Origin of the sequence: Endozoicomonas gorgoniicola, from assembly GCF_025562715.2 — a bacterium.
GTDB classification, from domain to species: Bacteria; Pseudomonadota; Gammaproteobacteria; order Pseudomonadales; family Endozoicomonadaceae; genus Endozoicomonas_A; species Endozoicomonas_A gorgoniicola.
Genome location: NZ_JAPFCC010000001.1, coordinates 6102332 through 6123008 on the forward strand (window position 1 = coordinate 6102332; position 20677 = coordinate 6123008).

The following is a 20677-nucleotide window of genomic DNA, read 5'->3' on the forward strand; positions in this document are numbered from 1 at the left end:
ATTGTTGGAAAAGTTGTCACCTTTTTTTTAAACAACTCTAACTATGGCCTGCTTATGTGCGTACACAGAAAAGGATTTGCTGTTGCGCTGATCATACTGTTGCTGTCGTCTGGTCAGACACTCTCCGCCGATAAACAGATTCTTCTGAATGAACTCTATGATAACGCCCGTCTCGAGCGTCAGCTGGACTGGATACGTGCCAGCATGACCCTGGAGACGGGGAAGTACACCTTGCCGGAAGTGGTTGTCAAGACAGTCAATCAAGTGGTCGAGGTTCGCTATAGTGCATCATTTTACCGGTCGTCCATGTTGGCAACGCTGGATGAGGCGTTGAGTGTCGGAGAGTTGTTGAGGCTTCTGGACTGGTATAATTCCAATCTGGGGCAAAAGGTGCTGTCCCTTGAAATGGCTGCTAATGACCCTGCCAACCGTTTGCGTATGCAGGGGTATATTGAAGAAAAGCTGGGGCAGCAGTTACCCCGCACCAGTCGGATTCGCCTGATTGAAGAACTGATGGAAACTATGGATGCCGAAGAACTGGGTACCGAACTGGTGGCCAGTGCGTCTGTGGGGGCTCAGCGTCTGCTGCGTGAAATCATGCCGATGCAGGAAGGGTATGCCGTGCGTCCGCCGGAAATTCTCAAGGCCAGAGAAAAACCGGCCATACGCAAAGGCATCAGTGATGAGATGCGTAACCTCTACCTCTACACTTATCGCAGCCTGCCTGATAACGAGATCAGGGCTTATCTGGATTTTGCCCGGTCATCGGCCATGCAGAACTTCCAGCGGGGACAGATGCAGGCGATGGCTCGGATGTTGTGAAAGATAAGCGTTTCAGGTCATCTCCTGAGGATCAACATCCAGCGTCCAGCGCAGGTGTCTTGGCAGTTTTAAACCGTCCAGATAACCCACCAGATCGTTCAGAACCCGATGTAGAATGGGTCGTTCGCTGGACTGAAGCAGCAGCTGCTGGCGGAAACGCCCCTGACGTTTTTCCATAATCGCAGGCAGAGGCCCCAGGGGAGTAAGCGCCGACATTTCTCCAAAGTGTTGTAAGACACGCTCCCGTAACTGTTTTAATAAAGCCAATCCATCCTGTGTATAGGCGGATTCGGTTCGAAATACGGCCAGATAGCCACAGGGCGGCAGGCGCAAATGCTGTCGTTCGCTGAACAGACTGTTGGCAAAGCGTGTGAAATCGTTCATTGATAACATCTGCAAGGCCGGATGCTGGGGATTATGCGTCTGGATAATCACATGACCGGGCATCTGCCCACGACCTGAACGGCCGGCCACCTGCATGACCAGCTGTCCGGTTTTCTCCAGTCCCCGAAAGTCGGAACTGAACAGCCCGCCGTCCGCATTGATAATGGCAACCAGTGTAACCCCCGGAAAATGATGGCCTTTGGCGAGCATCTGAGTACCCAGAAGAATGCAGGGTTTGCCCTCATTGATCTGATCCAGCAGCGCAGGCAGAGCGTCTTTCCGGCGGGTGGAGTCCCTGTCCACCCTTAACACGGGATAATCAGGAAACAGTTGTGATAACACCTGCTCACTGCGTTCAGTCCCCTGACCGGCTGGTTGCAGTTTTTTGCTGTGACACGCCGGGCAGGCCCGGGGGATAGCGGTCTGGTAATCGCAATGGTGGCAGTGCATGTGCGGTGGCTGGCGGTGCAGGGTCATGTGAGCGTCACAATGCGGACAGTCGAAAATAGTGCCACAGTCATGACAGATCAGGGACGGTGCATACCCCCGGCGATTCAGAAACACCATCACCTGATGCCCCTGCTGCAAAGTACGCTGCATACGGTCAAGGATGGGCTGGGCAAAACCATCGGTCAGCAACTGCTGGCGAATATCCAGCAATTCAATGGTTGGGGCTTTAGCGCCACCGGCGCGACTTTTCATCTGAAGATGGCTGTAACGGCCAGTGCGGGCGTTTTGCAGGCTTTCCAGTGACGGGGTGGCAGAGCCGAGGACGACCGGGCAGTCTGCCATTTTAGCGCGGTAGATAGCCAGATCCCTGGCATTGTAGCGCAGGGTGTCCTGCTGTTTATAAGAACCGTCGTGTTCTTCATCAATGATGATCAGCCCCAGCTTCGGCATGGGGGTAAACACGCCGGAGCGTGTGGCAATCAAAATACCTGCGCTGGTTCGGCTGGCTGCCAGCCAGGATTGCAGGCGTTCCCCGTCGCTCAGGCCAGAGTGGATACACACCACCGGAACCCTGAAGCGCTTTCTGAATCGTTCAATGGTTTGCGGCGTCAGGCCAATCTCAGGCACCAGCACCAGAGCCTGTCTCCCAGCCTTCAGGGTAGCGGCAATGGCCTGTAAATAAACTTCGGTTTTGCCGCTGCCGGTGACGCCTTCTAATAATACCGGGTGGAAGGAGGGGGTCTCCAGAATGCCTTCCAGGGCAAACTGCTGTTCCGGGTTGAGCGTCAGGGGAGCTTGTCTGAGAAGCGGGCTGACGGAATCACTAGCTGAATCACTAGCTGAATAACTAGCTGAATAAAAAGGTTCGTTATGGACTTCCAGCTCGTAACAGCTGGCCAGTTGTTTTTTAGCCAGATTGGTCAGGATGGTTTTGCTGATACCCGCTTCTTTCAGCTCCACCTCATTGATGCCTTGCGGGGCCGTATGGATTAATTCCAGAGCCTGTAACTGGCGTTTTGCACTTTTCAGTTGTTTTTTCAGGACATCGTTCAGTTCGCAGGCACTTTTCCAGAGTGTAATGGTGCCTGCTGAAGCCGGTTTGCCTTGCCTGAGTGCCTGAGGCAGGGCGAGGGATAAGGTTTCGCCCAGGCTGTAATGGTAATAGCTGGCTGCCCAGCGGCACAGGCTCATAATGTTTTCAGGCAGAACCGGGCTGTTCTCAAGAATGCCGCTGGCATGACGCAGTTTGTCAGGTGGGCAGTCGGACTGGTCTTTTATCGCTTCAATAATGCCCAGCATTCTGCGGGGGCCAAACTGAACCTGAACCCTCATGCCCGGTTGCAAAAGGACAGGGTCAATCCCTTTGGGTGGCAGATAATCAAACAGCTGACGCAATGGCGTAGGAACGGCAATGCTGAGAATGATGTCGTTGCTGGAACTCATGAAGCGGACTCTTGACTGGTTCTGGCAGTTTACCCTGAGTCTGATGCGGGTTGTACCCTCAATGTCCGTGAATCCGGTGCCAGCCCTTGAACCGTAAGGGCGGCAGGGGAGGTTTGCTTGACTCCGATACTCTGGTATGATTCGCCCTCAATTTCCAGGGGCTGGTGTTTTCACACTGAAAATACCAGCTTGCTTGTGTGCGGTGCTGTTCCATAACCGACATCATGTTGGGGCTGTGCAGTGGCGGCATGCGTTTTTTGAGGTAGATATCATGAAGCCGGAAATCCATCCGAACTACGAACAGATCGAAGTTACCTGCTCCTGCGGTAACAAAATCCAGACTCGCTCCACTCTGTGCAAGGAACTGCAGATTGAAGTGTGCTCCAAGTGCCACCCATTCTACACCGGCACCCAGAAAGTAATGGATACCGGCGGCCGTATCGAACGCTTCAACAAGCGTTTCGGCAAGCTCAGCACTCGCAAGTAATTGTGAGTATGCCTACCCTGGACAGACTCAACCCCGTATTCGTTCGGGGTATTCTGCCCGGGGGCAGGCAGCTGTTAAAGCAGCTTAAAAAAAAGGCGCTTTACCATTGGGTAGGCGCCTTTTTTTTGGGTTGTACTTTGATACCTTTTTCATGGGCGGAAGTGGATGCGCAAGCTAACTGTTTTATTAAAGGCAGGTCAGAAGCTGTTGTCTGGGACTATATCGTTGATGGCGATACACTCTGGCTTCAGGATGGTAGAAAAGTACGCTTTGCCTCTGTAAACGCTCCCGAAGTTGCACATGATGGACTGGCTCCGGAACCTTTTGGCGATCAGGCGACGGAAGTTCTGCGAGGGTTGTTGAAAAGCTCTTCCAGACTGCAGATGCAGAGAGCCGAGCGCGGGGAGGATCAGCATGGCAGAGTGCTGGCACACCTGTTTATGCCGGACGGCCGCTCTTTAGAAGCCATACTGCTGGAAAACGGGCTGGCCTTCCAGCTGTTCCCCGATGATCACAGTGCCTATAACGACTGCTTTTCCGAACGGGAAAACGATGCCCGAAAGGCGGGGCGTGGCGTGTGGTCAAAGCAGCCTGTTCTTGATATCAGTCAGCAATCTATAACTTCAGGCTTTCATCTGGTCAGCAGTATTGTCATGGCGGTTCGTGCGCCCCGCGACAGCGATTACTATTGGGTTGACCTGGACGGACCTATGGTACTGCGCGTACTCAAGTCCGGAGCCGATGAACGCTGGCTGAGAAATGCGATTGGCCGGAAAATTGAAGCCCGTGGCTGGGTGATGGAAAGCTCCCGACGCAAGCGTGGATCTAAAAAGTACAAACCCTGGGTTATGGGTATCTACCACTCCCTTGCCATTAAACGCATCAATTAATGTGATGCTGAGGGGGGAGTATGCCACAGGGCAATCGTTCTGGTTAATTCCTCATACATCAACTGCCTGAGCCAGATATGGCCTGGATCCCGCATAAATCGCTCATGCCAGATGAGTGAATAAGTTAACCCTTCGTGTTCCGCAGGAAATGGAATAATTTCCAATCCATGATCAGCCGCACAGATTTTTGCCAGGCAGTAGGGAACGGTCAATATCAATTCGGTATCTGCCACCAGAGCAAACGCAGCGACAAAATGTGGCACCCTGAGAGCAATTCTTCGTTGTAAACCGTATTTCTCCAGTGTGTAGTCAACAAGCCCTTTTCGTTCGCCTCCCATGGTTATCAATGCGTGGGAGGCTTCAGCATAGGCTTGAAGCGTGAAGTCCCCCTCTAACAACGGATGGTTCCGGCTCATGACACAGACAAACTGGTCTTTCCCCAGGCCTCGCCCGTGAACCGCAGCAGGTGCATCGCTGACTGCACAGGTCGAGATATCAATGTTTTGCTGGTCAAGCTCGTTAATCAGGTGTTCATGCCAGGGGATGATCTCCAGGTCAACTCCGGGGGCTTCACGATGGATGCGACGGATTACCGGAGGAATAAAGATCTGTGCGCCATAGTCTGTTGTCGACAAGCGGAACAGGCGTTTGGTCGACGCAGGGTCAAACTCAGCTGGTGCAATCAGTCGACCAATGTCCGAGAGCGAAAGTCGTAACTGCGCCGCCAGTGCTTCAGCCCTCGGAGTTGGGTTAAGCCCTTTTGGAGTCCGGGTAAAAAGCGGATCATTAAAGAGTTTTCGGAGTCGACCAAGGCTCCTGCTGATTGCTGACTGAGACAGATTTAGCTTGCCGGCGGCCCTGGTAACATTACGCTCCTCAAGAAGTACATGCAGTACAGGCAAAAGATTAAGGTCGCTCCCTGACAATCTATCAGGCATAGCTCACTCCAATATTGTGCAAATGCATTAAGAATATTCCTTGCAAGTTGATTAAGTGTTTCTGCGCCCTCTGGTATGAGCTGCTCAATTTTAAATTAACGCTCATTCTTACGACTTTAGACGTATATTGAACGAAGCAGGCTTTCGTTTCTATTATGCATTATCCAGAATATTACCTGAACGCATAATATGTATTCTTTAGATGTATTGGAAGCATGGCAAACAGAAGAGTAAATTCGCCTCTAAACACGATCAGAGTCGAGTAATAAAAAACTGAGGTGACTGTTATGTACATTAAAAGTAATCAGGAAATCCATTTACAACGCCGTCCGTCAGGTATGCCTGTTGCAGAAGATTTCAAACTGGTTTCAACGCCTGTTGCGGAAGTGAAAAAAGGTGAAGTGCTGGTCAAAAACCTGTGGATGTCAGTCGACCCCTACATGCGTGGTCGTATGATTGAACGCAAAAGTTATGTAGCGCCATTTGCACTGGGTGCCGTACTGGAGGGGGGAGCGGTTGGTGAAGTGGTCGAGTCTGATAATCCGGCTTTCACCGTCGGGCAGAAGGTTGCTCACATGAGTGGCTGGCGGGAATATTACATCAGCAAGGGCGAAGACCTCCAACCCCTGCCTGAATCACCAGTTCCTGAGCAGGCGTTTCTCGGCGTACTCGGTATGCCTGGTATGACCGCCTATACCGGTTTGTTAAAAATTGGCGAACTGAAAGAAGGCGACAATGTTTTTGTTTCAGCCGCTTCTGGTGCCGTGGGGTCGATTGTCTGCCAGATTGCCAAGCTCAAAGGCTGTTTTGTCGTTGGCAGTGTCGGTTCCGACGTTAAGGCTGAGTACCTGACCAGTGAGCTGGGTGTTGACGCAGTCATTAACTATAAAACCAGCCAAGACCTGTCTGCCGATCTGAAAGCTGCTTGTCCAAACGGGATTGACGTTTATTTTGAAAATGTTGGTGGCGCGCATCTGGAAGCGGCTCTCAATGTAATGAATGACCATGGACGTATTGCAATATGCGGCATGATCGATCAATACAATGCTGAGGCTCCGGTACCGGGCCCGACCAATCTGGCACAGATTATTATTAAGAAACTCAAGGTTCAGGGCTTTATTGTCTTTGAACACTGGGATGAATACCCCGCTTTTGTGCAACAGATGAGTCAGTGGATTCTTGAAGAGAAGATCCATTATCGGGAAACCGTTTTTGAAGGCATTGAGTCTGCACCTGAAGCCTTTATGGGATTATTTAGCGGCAAAAACACTGGCAAGATGCTGGTAAAGCTGGCCTGAGAGACGACAAATGAATAACTTTACTTTCCATAATCCGACCCGCATTCATTTTGGTAAAGGTCAGATCGCCACTATTGCCTCTGAAATACCGGCTGATGCCCGTGTATTAATCACCTATGGTGGCGGTAGCATCAAAAAGAACGGAACTCTTGACCAGGTGCTGAAAGCACTGGAAAGCCACACAGTACAGATGTTTGGCGGTATTGAGCCAAACCCGACTTACGAAAACCTGATGCAGGCTGTGGAACTGGCTCGCAGGGAAAAGATCGATTTTCTGCTGGCTGTTGGTGGTGGCTCAGTGATTGACGGCACCAAGTTTATAGCAGCTGCCATTCACTTTGAGGGCGACCCGTGGACCATTCTCAGCGAAGGCGCTGAACTGGGCCAGGTGGTACCCGCAGGGAACGTACTGACCCTGCCTGCAACCGGCTCTGAAAGTAATAGTGGCTCCGTGATTACCCGCAGGGAGACCAGTGACAAGCTGGCGTTTTTGAACCCACTGGTTTATCCGCGCTTTGCCGTTCTTGATCCTGAAACTACCTACAGTCTGCCGGCAGGTCAGTCAGCAAACGGGGTTGTTGATGCTTTTGTCCATATTATGGAGCAGTACCTGACGGTTCGTGACGGTGCTCATGTACAGGATCGCTATGCAGAAGGTCTGTTAAGCACCCTGATCAGCGAAGGACCGAAGGTATTGAAGCAACCGGAAGACTATCAGGTTCGCTCTACCATTATGTGGGCTGCCAACCAGGCCTTGAATGGACTGATTGGTCAGGGGGTTCCCCATGACTGGGCGACTCATATGATTGGTCATGAAATTACTGCCTTGCACGGTGTTGATCATGCCAGAACACTGGCGATTGTCCTGCCATCGCTGATGGAAGAAATGCGCGAGCAGAAAGCTGAAAAGCTTCTGCAATACGCTGCAAGAGTCTGGGATGTTCAGCAGGGGAGTGAGGGCGAAAGGATCAGTCTGGCTATCAGTAAAACCCGGAGTTTCTTTGAATCAATGGGGATTAAGACTCGCCTGAGCGATTATGGCATGACACAACAGGATATTCCGATACTGGTTGATCAGCTGGAAAGGCACGGGATGACGGCTCTTGGTGAGAAGAAAAATATCACTCTGGAAGTATCCGGAAAAATATTAAGCAATGCTTTGTAATAACAACCCTGGAGTATAATTATGATAAAAATTCATCATCTGAAGCAGTCACGATCCACCCGTATTATCTGGTTACTGGAAGAACTGGGAGTTGAATACACCGTCGTCTCTTATGACCGGGATCCGGCCACCCGCCTGGCTCCGGCTGAGATGCGGAAGATTCACCCACTGGGTAAGGCTCCCATTGTTGAAATAAACGACAATGTAATGGTTGAGTCAGCAGCGATTATTGAGTACCTGCTCGACCAGTATGCTCCTGATTCTCTGCGTCCTGCAAAAACAGATGCTGACTACCCTGGCTATTTGCAGTGGCTGCATTTTGCCGAAGGCTCTGCGATGCTGCCGGTTATACTGAGCCTGTTTCTGGGCAGCATTGAAGATAAAAGCGCACCTGTTTTTGGTTATGCACAGAAAGAAGCCGAACTGGATTTCAGTTACATCAACCAGACACTGGCTGATTCCAGTTATTTCTGCGGTGAAGATTTTACCGCTGCTGATATTATGATGAGTACAGTTTTAATGCTTGCCCAGATGCAGGGAATTATTGCCAGTTATCCACATATTCAGGCTTACCTGAAGCGTATTCAACAACGTCCCGCTTTTATTAAGGCCGCATCGTTTGATTGATCTCAGAAGGGGGGGAGTTCTGACTCTCCCCCCCTTCTTTCCAGTTTGATGTATCTATTATTTCCACACCCTGAAAAAGCATGACTCGTAAAAGTTGGTGAGACTGTATTTAAACCGTTGCAGTGATAAGTAATTTGGTTCCATTTCGTGGAATTTGATCTGTATATATACTTTTCTTAACCAACCTGAGCTTGTTCGCAAAATAGGGTTCCTATATTCTGCCTTTTCGTTATCAATCAAAGTAATTTGACCATTCCGTTGATTGAAGCTCTCCCTGTTCTTGAGTAGGTTGGACCAGAAACATTATGAAGCAAGCGGCTCTTGATTATCACGCTCTTCCTAAACCCGGCAAAATTGAAATTGCGCTGACCAAGCCAGCGGAAACGGCCAGAGACCTTTCCCTGGCCTACAGTCCGGGCGTTGCGGAGCCTGTACGTGAAATCGCTGCTGACCCTGAAAACGCCTATAAATACACCGGCAAAGGCAACCTGGTAGCGGTCATCAGTAATGGCTCCGCTATTCTGGGGCTGGGTAATCTTGGCGCTCTGGCGAGTAAACCGGTGATGGAAGGTAAGGCGTTGCTGTTTAAACGCTTCGCCGGTGTAGATTCCATTGATATTGAAGTGGAATCAGAAAGTGCTCAGGCTTTTATTGATACTGTAAAACGTATTGCCTGTAGTTTCGGCGGAATCAATCTTGAAGATATTAAAGCACCAGAGTGTTTTGAAATTGAACGACGCCTGATAGAAGAATGCGATATTCCGGTATTCCATGATGACCAGCACGGAACCGCCATTGTAACGACTGCCGGTATGTTAAATGCACTGGATATTGCTGGCAAAAAAATAGAAGAAGCCAAACTGGTCTGCCTGGGGGCTGGCTCGGCAGCCATTGCCTGTGTCAAATTGCTGATCAGCTGTGGCATGCGACCAGAAAATATCCTGATGCTGGACAGTAAAGGGGTTATCCATACAGACCGTGATGACCTGAACCAGTACAAAGCCCTGTTTGCAGTAGACACCGACCGTCGTCAACTGGACGATGCTATTGTGGATGCCGATGCGTTTCTTGGGCTTTCCGGCCCTAACCTGCTGTCTGCTGAACAGCTGCAAACCATGGCAGAGAATCCGATTGTCTTTGCCTGTGCTAACCCTGATCCTGAAATTCATCCTGAAGTGGCGAAGGCAGCTCGTTCTGATGTGATTATGGCGACCGGTCGTTCCGACTTTCCTAATCAGGTCAACAATGTTCTGGGCTTCCCGTTTATTTTCCGTGGCGCACTGGATGTACGCGCGACCCGCATTAACGAAGCCATGAAAGTGGCAGCGGTGAATGCGATTCGGGATCTGGCAAAAGAGGAAGTGCCACAGGAAGTCATGGATGCATACGACGGTATCAATCTAAGTTTCGGACCGGACTATATTATTCCAAAGCCAACCGATCCCCGCTTGTTGGGCAAGGTATCTGCGGCAGTCGCTGAGGCAGCCATTGAAAGTGGCGTGGCAAAGCTGGAGTATCCGGCGCATTACCCGCTGACGTCTCTGGATGATGTTTAAGCACTTGTCGCTATAACAGAGTAGTCTTGATTAACACCCTTCCTGTCGTTTATGACACGAAGGGTGTCGTGTTTGATCTATAATCTTTATGTCTTTGCTGACTCGTGTCCTGTACACCTCGTATTTCTGAGATTCTTCAATGCACAGGGTAAAAACTCATCAACTAAGAAATGGCATAACGCTGTATACCTGTGTATCCGGGCTAATAAGGAGGGTAAGGGCTCAGAATGTGATCGTATATTGTCATGGCTTTTTCGAGGCAAAAAGGCCATCTCTGGAAGCAAACAAAAAATTCATTGTACCGCCCGGGGTCAGTTTATATTTCTACTGTCCGCATGGAGTGGTTATGGTCTCCGAAGCTCACGAAGCACTATACGGAAACATTGAGCCTATAGAAGTTTATACAGGAGGCAGTGAGGTTGTTGACTATACTTTAACCCCACTTGATGAGGAAGACCTTTTTTATTCGGACGAATTTTTAACACACAAAATAAGACGACATCGGTCTGATCTACGAAAAAAGAATCCAACGTGGCTGTTTGATGTCCTTATGCCCAGGACAACTACATCACTGGAAGCCCTTCTGTTGCAAATGAGGTTGCAAAACCACTTTTATCCGAGAGTACATTGCTTATTCTGTCGCTCCCCTATCTGGTATGAGAGTGTACCGGAGTCTGAATGGATAATTCATAAGCCTGCTGAGCATTTTCCAGACAATGTTTTCAATGGCAATCTGGGGCGCTGGCGAATTATAGAAGACAGTGATTTAGACTGAGTTTCGACTTTATTCCATCGAAGGCGGGAAGTGTTGCGTGCATGGCTTTTAACGCTCAGCTGAATCAGGAGCCTGTCGGATTTAAGGCTCCTGGTCAGCAGAAAGATCAGAACAAATCTTCAGGCTTAAACGACTGATCAATATCATTCAGGGAAGGGATAGAACCTTCACTCACGGCAGTTGGGGCTTTTTCCTGACGAAAGATTTCAAAAATAGCGTTTTTATCCCCCTGTCGTGCAAGGCGACCGGTTTTTGGATCAATTCGCAGTGACACCATGCCGTCGGGTTGTGGCAGGCGTTGTTCTGGTTTGCCATCAAGAGCGACCTTCATAAAGTCAATCCAGACTGGCAGAGCAGCGTTTCCGCCGTATTCCCAACGACCGAGTGTCGTGTAATCGTCCATGCCAATCCATACGCTGGTCAGCACTTCCGGATTAAAACCGACAAACCATGCGTCTTTACTATCGTTGGTCGTACCGGTTTTACCACCAATATCATGGCGTTTCAGCGCCCGGGCACGGCGGCCTGTACCTTTCCAGATGACGTCATTCATGATGTCGTTGATGATGTAGTTCACCCGAGGGTCCATAACCTGTTCAGCGGGTGTGATGCGCTGTGTATCCGGTTCGCCGGTCAGGTCAACGACATTGTTATCCTGATCACCCCGGGCAAGGATGATGGCTGAACCGGAGTCAGCTTCAGGCATTTCTGTTTGTTCTGCAGTCTGCTCCTGAGGATTGTCCAGCAAGTCTTCACATTCAGGACAGGCTGTTTCAGGCGAAGCCCGGAACAGCACTTCATCTATGGTCTCAACGCGGTCAATCAGATAGGGGCTGACTTTATAACCACCATTGGCAATGGTGGCGTAACCAGTCGTCAGCTGCAACGGTGTCAGGGATACGTTGCCCAGAGCCAGACTGAGATTTCGTTCCATGGTGCCGTCTTCAAAACCCAGACCTTCCAGGAAGTTAATGGTTCGGTTGATGCCGATTTCCCGCAGCAATCGAATGGAGACCAGATTGCGGGAACGGTACAGACCTTCCCGCAGGCGCATTGGACCATTGAACTTCATGTTGTCGTTGTTTGGACGCCAGGTGCCTTCCAATCCCTTGTCAGCAAATACTATGGGAGCGTCGTTAATCATGGTGGCAGCGGTCATACCTTCATGGAGGGCAGCAGCGTAAACAAACGGCTTGAATGACGATCCCGCCTGCCGGACAGCCTGGGTTGAACGGTTATACATGCTGTCGAAGAAGTTAAAACCACCCACCAGGGACAGGATGGCTCCGTTCTTTGGGTTCATGGATATCAGTGATGACTGAGCTTCAGGATCCTGGCTCAAACGATAGCGACCATCCGGCATTTTGCGCACCAGAATCAGGTCTCCGGCTTTTAACACGTCACCTGCAGACTTGGGGTCGTAACCAAAAGCATTCACGTTAATGAAACGTTTTGCCCAGCTCAGGTTGTCCCAATCAATGACGTCAACCTCGTCATTGCGCAGCAGAATATGGGCGGTTTTGTCTTCAACGGCAGTGACCACCGCTGGCATAAGAATTCTATTGGAACGAGCGTTTTTCAGAGCCTCTTTCCAGACATCAACGTTAGACTGAATCTCACTGTTATTGATTTCCAGGTTTTGGTCTGCTTCGTTGAGGTTGGTAACAGGGCCCCGGTAACCGTGTCGTTCGGTGTAGGCAAAGAGGCCATCGACCACTACCTGATTTGCGGTTTCCTGCAGGGAGCTGTCGACTGTCGTGTAAACCTGAAATCCTTCGGTATAAGCTTCAGGGCCATACCTTTCAATCATTTCCTGACGAACCATTTCTGCTACATACGGCGCCTGTAGTTCAATGCGGGAGCCGTGATAGCGGGCAGTTACTGGCTGGCTGACTGCTGTCTGATAGTTGTTATTGTTGATATAGCCAAGGTCCAGCATGCGCCCGAGAATCCAGTTGCGGCGAATCAGGGCTCTGTCAGGGTCGTTGATCGGATTATAGCGGGAGGGTGCTTTTGGCAGACCGGCGATCATAGCCAGCTGAGCCAGGTTCAGTTCATTAATAGACTGGCCATAATACACCTGGGCGGCCGCTTCAACGCCGTAGGCACGGTTGCCCAGATAAATTTTATTCAGGTACAGTTCAAGGATTTCAGACTTGTTGAGTTCTCGCTCGATCTGTAATGCCAGCAGTATTTCATTGAATTTACGGGAGAAAACCCGCTCATGACTCAAAAAGAAGTTTTTCGCCACCTGCATCGTAATGGTGCTGCCGCCTGACTGAATGCTGCCGGTAGATACCAGCTGCACTGCTGCGCGCATCAGACCGACAATGTCAACGCCGGGGTGGGAATAGAACCGGTCATCTTCGGCAGCCATAAACGCCTGAACCAGAAACTCAGGAGTTTCTTCAATGCGAACCGGCGTCCGGCGCTTTTCGCCGAACTCGGCCAGCAGTTTTTCATCACGGGTATAAACCCGCAGAGGCGTTTGCAGGTGAATATCCCGCAGGGTTTCAACGGATGGCAGGGAGGGACTCAGGTACAGATAGGCACTGGCTGCGATCAGCAGCACACCACCACCACCGGCAAGGCCACTCCATAGTAAGAATTTTAAAAATTTAACCATTCGCTTCATTCTGCCGGGACATCCAGTTTATCTGAGCTTCTCAGCTCATTGAGCCGATCCTGTGGGAGCATTATAAAGGTAAAATACCCTGATGCCCTATAAAACGGGGAAGTTTACTTTACCCTGAAATTATTTTGACGATGTTAACCGGTAGTTGTGGAGGTTGGTGTCCGTAGCTGTCACATTCCGGTGAGGTCATGGCGTGTAACAGGCTTTGAATGTTTCGGAAATTGCGGAAAAGCAAATACTGATATTTAATTGAAACTATACCCCTTATAACAAATGAACAGGGATCAGATCCGTGTTAGGACTGTTCAAAAATAAATCCAGCTCTGTCCTGGGCATCGATATCAGTTCGACGTCTGTTAAAGTTCTTGAACTCAGCCGCAGTGGTGATAAGTACCGTGTTGAAGCCTTTGGTGAACAACCTCTGGCACCGGGTGCTGTCATCGAAAATAATATTCAGGAAACAGAAGCGGTGGGTGAAGCCATTGCCAAAGCCGTTGCCCATTCCCGTTCTGGTGTAAAAAATGCGGCTATTGCGGTGTCCGGTTCAGCAGTGATCACAAAAACCATTGAAATGGACGCTTCTCTCAGTGATGACGAGATGGAATCCCAGATTGCGGTAGAGGCCGATCAGTACATTCCCTACGCATTGGATGAAGTGGCTATTGATTTTGAAGTGCTGGGCCTTAAAGAAAAAAATCCTGAGCGTGCTGAAGTGCTGCTGGCAGCCTGTCGCCGGGATAATGTTGAGCTGCGTGAGACAGCGCTGGAAGCGGCTGGTTTGAAAGCCAAGGTGGTGGATGTTGAAGCGTTTGCCATGGAGCGTGTTTTTGAATTGCTGGAAGATTTACTGGAACTGCCGGAGGATGACCCGGTGGTGGCAATCATTGATATTGGTGCCAGCAACACTTCCCTTAATGTCCTCAGTAAAGGCCAGAATATTTATACCCGTGAACAGTTGTTTGGCGGTCGTCAGCTGACGGATGAGATTCAGAGAAGGTACGGGCTGGAGCCTGAGGAAGCGGAACAGGCCAAATGTAAAGGTGGATTGCCCGGAGATTATGAATCTGAAGTGCTGGAACCTTTTAAGGAAGCCGTTATCCAGCAGGTTTCCCGCTCCCTTCAGTTCTTTTACTCGGCCACCCGGTTTAATGATGTTGATGCCGTTATTCTTGCGGGCGGCTCTTCTTCCCTGAATGGTCTTGCGGCCCTGATGCAGGACAAACTGGGTACGCAAACCATTGTTGCCAACCCATTCGCAAAAATGTCAGTAGCCGGAAAAGTGGATGCCAGCAAGCTGGCTTCTAACGCTCCGGCGCTTGCCATTGCATGTGGGTTAGCCATGAGGAGCTTTGACTGATGGCCAGAATCAACCTGCTGCCCTGGCGGGAACAGCTCAGGGAAGAACGGAAGAAACGGTTTGTCACTGCACTGGCTATAAGCGCCATGATTGGCGGCGCTGTTATTTTTACTGGCGACATGATGAGCAGGACTTCTGTTGATGCTCAGGTCAGTCGTAATCAGTACCTGCAAAGTCATATCAAAAAGCTCGACAAAAGCATTGCTGAACTTAAAGACCTTCGGGAGAAACGTGGGCAATTACTGGAGCGTATGAAGGTTATCCAGAGCCTGCAGGGCAACCGGCCCGTTAGTGTACGAGTCTTTGATCAGCTGGTCAGGGTGGTGCCTAAGGGCGTTTATTTCAAAAAAGTATCTATGAATGGCAGCACGTTGAAACTGGTCGGGATTGCCGAATCTAATAACCAGATATCCGCCCTGATGCGCAATTTTAACAGCTCCGACTGGTTTGCCGCTCCTAACCTGACTGCTGTCAGAAAAGTCACCGCTAATGGCGAACGGCAGAACGAATTTGATCTGACCATTCAGCAAATTACTCCGGGCTCTGATGATGGTGACAGATCATGAATATGGGTGAATCACTGAAAAAGCTGAATGAAGTGAATCTGTCGGATCTTGATTTTGAAAATGTGGGTGCCTGGCCCCTGCCGATACGCATCATTTCCTGCCTGCTGGTTTTGTTACTGGTTATTTTTCTGGGGTATCAGTTTCATTTGAGTGGGCTGCAAACCCAGCTTGACAGGGAGATAGCCAAGGAGAAGGAGCTTAAAGAGCAGTTCCGGACCAAGGCGTTTCAGTCAGCAAACCTCGGAGCCTATCGGGAGCAGATGCGGCAGATAGAGGATTCTTTTGGCAAGCTGGTCAGGCAGTTGCCAAGTGATACAGAAGTACCGGGGTTATTGGAAGACATTACTTTTACCGGTCGGGGAGCGGGTCTGCAGTTTGAGGCAATTAAACTGGAGCCGGAGATAGCGACGGAATTTTATATTGAATTGCCTATCAGCATTACTGTGAAGGGGAATTACCACGATCTGGGCAGTTTTGTCAGTGGTGTCGCCAGCCTTCCAAGGATTGTTACCCTGCACGATTTTTCCATTGATCCGTTATCTGGCAGCAATAAACTGAAAATGAATATTCTTGCCAGAACTTATCGTTATAACGATAGGGAGGCTGAATGATGAAGCGTTGGCAATGGGGTTTTCTGGCAGGGGCAATCTTGTCTGTTACGGGATGCGGCGGACAATCGGGCAAGACTGATATTGATCAGTACATGCGGGAAATGCGCGCCAGGCCTTCTGGGAAAATTGAGCCTTTGCCTGAATTCAAGCCTTATGAGGCGTTTGCTTATCAAGCAGCTGGGATGCGCAGCCCCTTTGAGCCACCGGTCATTCTTAGAGCCGGCAATCAACAGATCAACAGTAACGTAAAACCGGATCTGGCCCGGGAGAAAGGTTTTCTGGAGCAGTTCGACATTGAATCCATTTCTCTGGTGGGTTCAATCAGTAATGAAGGTGGATTATGGGGGCTGGTACGAAGCAGTGAAGGTGTTCATCGTGTTAAGGAAGGCGATTATCTTGGGCGCAACCACGGACGCATTGATTACATTGATGAACAGGAGCTTCGGATTATAGAGATTATTCCAGCCGGTAATGATCTCTGGATTGAGCGACCACGGACACTGATTCTTGGTGGCCAGTAACCTGTCAGTTTGAATTTGCCTCATCAAAGGACACAAAGAGGGTAAGATCCACAAGGAAGCTGGATTTTTCCCGGATAGTGCCGAATAGAACAATAACAGTGAATTCAGGGATGGGGCATTTCGATGAATACAAAGCCCGTTGTGCAGACTTCGGCAGCCATACTGCTGTTTGTTTTGCTGGCATGGATGCCAACTTCGATCTGGGCCGTTACCCTTAAAAAAATGGATGCAGGCTCCCTGCCTGGTGGTATGGTTGAGCTGAAGCTGATGTTTGACGGACCTGCCCCACAGGCAAAAGGCTACAGTGTTGACCAGCCACCCAGAATTTCCATCGACTTGCCTTATACCCGCAGTTCTCTGGCCAAATACAATGAAATCGGCTTTGATAACGCCCAGAGCGTCACGGTTCTGGAATCGGGCGACCGTACCCGCCTGGTTGTGAATCTGCGCAACCCTACCAGTTTTTCCACCAAAAGTGATGGCAATACACTTTATGTTTATCTCGGGAGTGACAGCCAGCAAAGGAGTTACTCCAACGATCAGGGGTTATCCCCCATGGTGGCCGAATCGGGTGCGCCGATGGCAGAACCCGGTGGCAGAGGAATTACCCATATTGACTTTCAGCGTGGTGAAGAAGGCGAGGGCAATGTGGTGATTACCCTCGCCAATGCTGATATCCCTATGGACATGAATGAAATGGCCGGGCGCATTCGTCTGGAGTTTCAGGGCAATGTATTGCCCGGACGCTTAAGAAACCGTCTGGATGTTATGGATTTTGCTACGCCGGTGAAATATATCGACGCCAAAACCGAAGACGGCAATGCGGTTGTTATTATTGAGCCAAAGGGCGAGTTCGATTATCTCGCCTATCAGGCTGATAATATTGTGACGGTCAGTGTTAAACCGGCTGCCCAGAAGAATTATAACCGTGGTCGTCGTGGCCTTTCTTATAAAGGTGACAAGCTTTCCCTGAACTTCCAGGACATCAAGGTGCGGGAAGTATTGCAGCTGATTGCAGATTTCACTGACCTGAACCTTGTGGCTTCGGATACTGTAACCGGTAATGTGACGTTGAGGTTGCAGAATGTTCCATGGGACCAGGCTCTGGATATTGTGCTCAAGGCCAAAGGGCTGGACAAGCGTCAGGAGGGCAATGTGCTGACGGTGGCTCCGGCAGAAGAGATTGCTGCCAGAGAGCGTCAGCAGTTGGAGAACGACAAGCAGATTCGTGAGCTGGCACCGGTCTATACCGATCTGATTCAGATTAACTACGCGGATGCGAGCGAAATTTCTGACGTACTGTCCGGAACCGGTGACGATACCGGTTTGTTGACTGACCGGGGTTCGGTTCAGGTGGTAGCCAGAACCAACAGCCTGCTGGTGAAGGACACCCAGGAAAAACTGGATGAAATACGGGCACTGATTACCCGACTCGACATTCCGGTCCGGCAGGTGATGATTGAGGCGCGCATTGTCAATATAAACTCCAATTACTCCCGGGAACTGGGGGTGAAATGGAGTGGTGGTAAAGATTTGACGGCAGGGCAGTCAAACCGGGCAATAGGTATTGGTGGTAATGGAACTAATGCAGGTTTGGGAAGTGGTGATAGTGATCCGTCAAGTGGTGTAGGTGATAAAGCTTTTGTTGATTTTGGGTTGACGGGCACCAATGCCACCAGCCTGGCCATTGGCTTTGCTACCAACAGCACCATACTCAACCTGGAACTGTCAGCGATTCTTTCTGACGGCGGTGGTGAGGCTGTGTCCCAGCCCAAGGTTATTACTGCTGATAAAACCATGGCCGTTATTAAGGCAGGTAAAGAGATACCTTATGAAGAAAAGACCTCAAGTGGTGCCACTTCTGTTGCTTTTAAAGATGCCGTTTTGTCACTGGAGGTAACACCCCAGATTACGCCTGAAGGCAGTATTATTATGGACGTAAAAGTGACCAACGACTCCGAAGGCGACCCTGCTCCTAATGGGGTGCCAACCATTAATAAAAATGAGGTCAATACCCAGGTGCTGGTGAAAGATGGCGCCACCGTTGTTTTGGGTGGAGTGTTTACCCAAAGTAAAACCAACACTACTGCAAAAGTGCCATTGCTGGGTGATATTCCTTATGTTGGGGCTTTGTTCAGAAAAAAGACTAACAAAGATACCAATGCAGAACTGATGATCTTTATTACTCCCCGTATTATTAACGAGAATGTCGCTCTGCGCTGATATCGGGCGAACATTTTCTGAGCGGGAGCACTGTTTGCGAACAGTGCTCCCGTTTTTTATTTGTCAGGCACTCGTACTATGCGCTAGTCTCGCCTACTCATAGGCAGGAGGTCAGGCGACAAGACATGCCGTTAACAAATATTTATCTTGTTGGGCCCATGGGGGCTGGAAAAAGTACTCTTGGCAAGATGCTGGCAAAAGAGCTGGGACTGCCATTTTATGATTCGGATCACGAGGTTGAAGCTCGTACCGGGGCGAACATACCTTGGATATTCGACGTTGAGGGGGAGAAAGGTTTCCGTCAGCGAGAGCGTCAGGTGATTCGGGAATTGTGTGAAGAGCGCGGAATTATTCTTGCGACTGGCGGAGGTGTAGTCACTCAGAAAGAGAATCGTCGACACCTGGGGACCAATGGACTGGTTGTTTACCTGAAAGCGTCAGTAGACGCACAGCTGGAACGCACGATAAAGGACAAGCAGCGTCCACTGTTGCAAAGACCTGATCGCAGGGCGGTTCTGGAAAATCTGCTGGAAGAGCGTGAACCGCTGTATGAGGGTTTAGCGGACCTGACTCTGGATACTGAGCGGTATTCTCTCAAATCCCTGATTCATGAAATCATCAAGACCGTAGAGCAAAGTTGAGGATTATGATGCTTGAATTGACGGTTGATCTTGGCGATCGCAGTTATCCAATATTTATTGGTTCCGGAACACTGTCTGATGCTGCAAAGCTGACGCCCTATGTCAGGGCAAAGCAGGTAGCCATAGTGACCAATGAAACGGTTGCACCCCTTTATCTGGACAAACTGAAAGCACTGCTGAATGACTTTGATGTTATAGATGTTGTGTTACCAGATGGCGAGGCCTTCAAAAACCTGCAAACTCTGGAAGCTGTTTTTGACGGTTTGTTACAGGCGCGCCACAACCGCGCCACGACATTGATTGCCCTGGGCGGAGGGGTTGTTGGTGATATGACTGGCTTTGCCGCAGCCTGTTACCAGCGTGGTGTTGAGTTTATCCAGATTCCAACCACTGTGCTGTCGCAGGTGGACTCATCAGTGGGTGGTAAAACCGGCGTTAACCATCCCCTTGGTAAGAATATGATCGGGGCTTTTCATCAGCCGAACGCTGTCATTATTGATACTGACCTGCTGGCTACCCTGCCTGATCGTGAATTGTCTGCCGGAATAGCGGAAATTATCAAATATGGGTTGATCTGTGATTCGGAATTTTTCACCTGGCTGCAGGCGAATATCGCAAAACTGATGGCGCGGGATACGGACGCACTGGTTTACGCCATTCATCGCTCCTGTGCCGACAAGGCAAACGTTGTGGCAGAAGATGAAAAAGAGTCGGGTATTCGTGCCATTCTGAACCTTGGTCATACTTTTGGTCATGCCATTGAAACGCATCTTGGCTATGGCGAATGGCTGCATGGTGAAGCGGTGGCTGCCGGTATGGTGATGGCTGCCAGACTCTCCTGTCGTCTGGGTGATATTTCCCGGGAGCAGGTTGAACAGATCAAAGCGTTGCTGCAACAGGCGAATCTACCGGTGCTTCCTCCGGAAGGTATGACGCCTGATGATTTTCTCAGCATTATGGCGGTGGATAAAAAGGTTCTGGACAGCCGCCTGAGGCTGGTGCTGCTGGAGCAGGTGGGCAAAGCGGTGGTGACCAGTGAGTTTGACCGAAGTAAGCTGGATGAAGTGCTGGCTGAGATGTGTGTCTGTTAGTGGTCAGAGGCTGGCGAGTTGAAGGTTGAAAGGCTAAAAAGTTAAAAATTAATACTTATTGTTATTTTTTGGGATTTGTGATCAAAGGGCTGTCCATGTAAAATGGACGGCCCTTTGTCTTTAAAATGCCATTTAATAATGATTGTAAGGGGCATTTTTACAGGTCAAAGAGAGGGATAACAAACAAATAGCTGGTT

General features: G+C 49.9%; 18 protein-coding genes. 15 read left to right on the forward strand and 3 right to left on the reverse strand.

Annotated elements, in window-relative coordinates:
• Positions 1-54: 54 nt before the first annotated feature.
• The gene (locus NX722_RS27450; RefSeq protein ID WP_262565993.1) at positions 55-822 is read left to right on the forward strand and encodes a DUF2059 domain-containing protein; all 768 of its coding nucleotides are present in this window, start codon (positions 55-57) and stop codon (positions 820-822) included.
• 12 nt (positions 823-834) lie between these two features.
• Here NX722_RS27450 and NX722_RS27455 read toward each other — a convergent pair whose 3' ends face one another.
• Complete coding sequence (locus NX722_RS27455) at positions 835-3099, reverse strand: primosomal protein N' (protein WP_262565994.1); 2265 nt, start codon at positions 3097-3099, stop codon at positions 835-837.
• A 271-nt stretch (positions 3100-3370) separates the two neighbouring features.
• Between NX722_RS27455 and rpmE the strand changes: the two genes are divergently transcribed.
• Positions 3371-3586 (forward strand): 50S ribosomal protein L31, encoded by a 216-nt coding sequence (rpmE, locus tag NX722_RS27460; protein WP_262568742.1) that lies wholly within the window; start codon positions 3371-3373, stop codon positions 3584-3586.
• Positions 3587-3594: 8 nt separating this feature from the next.
• Complete coding sequence (locus NX722_RS27465; RefSeq protein WP_262565995.1) at positions 3595-4476, forward strand: thermonuclease family protein; 882 nt, start codon at positions 3595-3597, stop codon at positions 4474-4476.
• Here the strand turns inward: NX722_RS27465 and NX722_RS27470 are convergent.
• On the reverse strand, positions 4473-5414 hold the full coding sequence (locus NX722_RS27470) for a LysR family transcriptional regulator (protein WP_262565996.1): 942 nt from the start codon (positions 5412-5414) through the stop codon (positions 4473-4475). The two genes, NX722_RS27465 and NX722_RS27470, sit on opposite strands and share 4 nt — an antisense overlap.
• Before the next feature lie 287 nt (positions 5415-5701).
• Between NX722_RS27470 and NX722_RS27475 the strand changes: the two genes are divergently transcribed.
• The 5 genes from NX722_RS27475 to NX722_RS29040 all read left to right on the forward strand — a co-directional run bounded on the left by NX722_RS27475 (position 5702) and on the right by NX722_RS29040 (position 10835).
• Positions 5702-6712, forward strand: a complete 1011-nt coding sequence (locus NX722_RS27475; protein WP_262565997.1) for an NADP-dependent oxidoreductase — start codon at positions 5702-5704, stop codon at positions 6710-6712.
• A gap of 10 nt (positions 6713-6722) precedes the next feature.
• Positions 6723-7877, forward strand: coding sequence for an iron-containing alcohol dehydrogenase (locus tag NX722_RS27480; protein ID WP_262565998.1), 1155 nt, complete (start codon positions 6723-6725; stop codon positions 7875-7877).
• A 21-nt stretch (positions 7878-7898) separates the two neighbouring features.
• Positions 7899-8504 carry a glutathione S-transferase family protein gene (locus tag NX722_RS27485; protein ID WP_262565999.1) on the forward strand — a complete coding sequence of 202 codons (606 nt, stop codon included), beginning with the start codon at positions 7899-7901 and terminating at the stop codon, positions 8502-8504.
• A gap of 305 nt (positions 8505-8809) precedes the next feature.
• Entirely contained in the window at positions 8810-10060 is a 1251-nt protein-coding gene (locus NX722_RS27490; protein WP_262566000.1) for a malic enzyme-like NAD(P)-binding protein, read from the forward strand.
• A gap of 139 nt (positions 10061-10199) precedes the next feature.
• Positions 10200-10835, forward strand: a complete 636-nt coding sequence (locus NX722_RS29040; RefSeq protein ID WP_407648050.1) for a putative adhesin — start codon at positions 10200-10202, stop codon at positions 10833-10835.
• 106 nt (positions 10836-10941) lie between these two features.
• On the opposite strand, the gene NX722_RS27500 is transcribed toward NX722_RS29040, so the two are convergent.
• Positions 10942-13461 (reverse strand): penicillin-binding protein 1A, encoded by a 2520-nt coding sequence (locus NX722_RS27500; protein ID WP_262566002.1) that lies wholly within the window; start codon positions 13459-13461, stop codon positions 10942-10944.
• Between the two features lie 301 nt (positions 13462-13762).
• Here NX722_RS27500 and NX722_RS27505 point away from each other — a divergent pair, with 301 nt between their 5' ends.
• The 7 genes from NX722_RS27505 to aroB all read left to right on the forward strand — a co-directional run bounded on the left by NX722_RS27505 (position 13763) and on the right by aroB (position 20480).
• Positions 13763-14827 carry a pilus assembly protein PilM gene (locus NX722_RS27505; RefSeq protein WP_262566003.1) on the forward strand — a complete coding sequence of 355 codons (1065 nt, stop codon included), beginning with the start codon at positions 13763-13765 and terminating at the stop codon, positions 14825-14827.
• Entirely contained in the window at positions 14827-15393 is a 567-nt protein-coding gene (locus NX722_RS27510) for a PilN domain-containing protein (RefSeq protein ID WP_262566004.1), read from the forward strand. The genes NX722_RS27505 and NX722_RS27510 overlap by 1 nt, the downstream gene beginning before the upstream one ends.
• On the forward strand, positions 15390-16004 hold the full coding sequence (locus tag NX722_RS27515; protein WP_262566005.1) for a type IV pilus inner membrane component PilO: 615 nt from the start codon (positions 15390-15392) through the stop codon (positions 16002-16004). The genes NX722_RS27510 and NX722_RS27515 overlap by 4 nt, the downstream gene beginning before the upstream one ends.
• Entirely contained in the window at positions 16001-16525 is a 525-nt protein-coding gene (locus NX722_RS27520; protein WP_262566006.1) for a pilus assembly protein PilP, read from the forward strand. Before NX722_RS27515 ends, NX722_RS27520 begins: the two co-directional genes overlap by 4 nt.
• Before the next feature lie 123 nt (positions 16526-16648).
• The gene (locus tag NX722_RS27525; RefSeq protein WP_262566007.1) at positions 16649-18748 is read left to right on the forward strand and encodes a type IV pilus secretin PilQ; all 2100 of its coding nucleotides are present in this window, start codon (positions 16649-16651) and stop codon (positions 18746-18748) included.
• 125 nt (positions 18749-18873) lie between these two features.
• The gene (aroK, locus tag NX722_RS27530; RefSeq protein WP_262566008.1) at positions 18874-19389 is read left to right on the forward strand and encodes a shikimate kinase AroK; all 516 of its coding nucleotides are present in this window, start codon (positions 18874-18876) and stop codon (positions 19387-19389) included.
• Positions 19390-19397: 8 nt separating this feature from the next.
• Positions 19398-20480 carry a 3-dehydroquinate synthase gene (gene aroB, locus NX722_RS27535; RefSeq protein WP_262568744.1) on the forward strand — a complete coding sequence of 361 codons (1083 nt, stop codon included), beginning with the start codon at positions 19398-19400 and terminating at the stop codon, positions 20478-20480.
• The last annotated feature ends 197 nt before the right edge of the window (positions 20481-20677 follow it).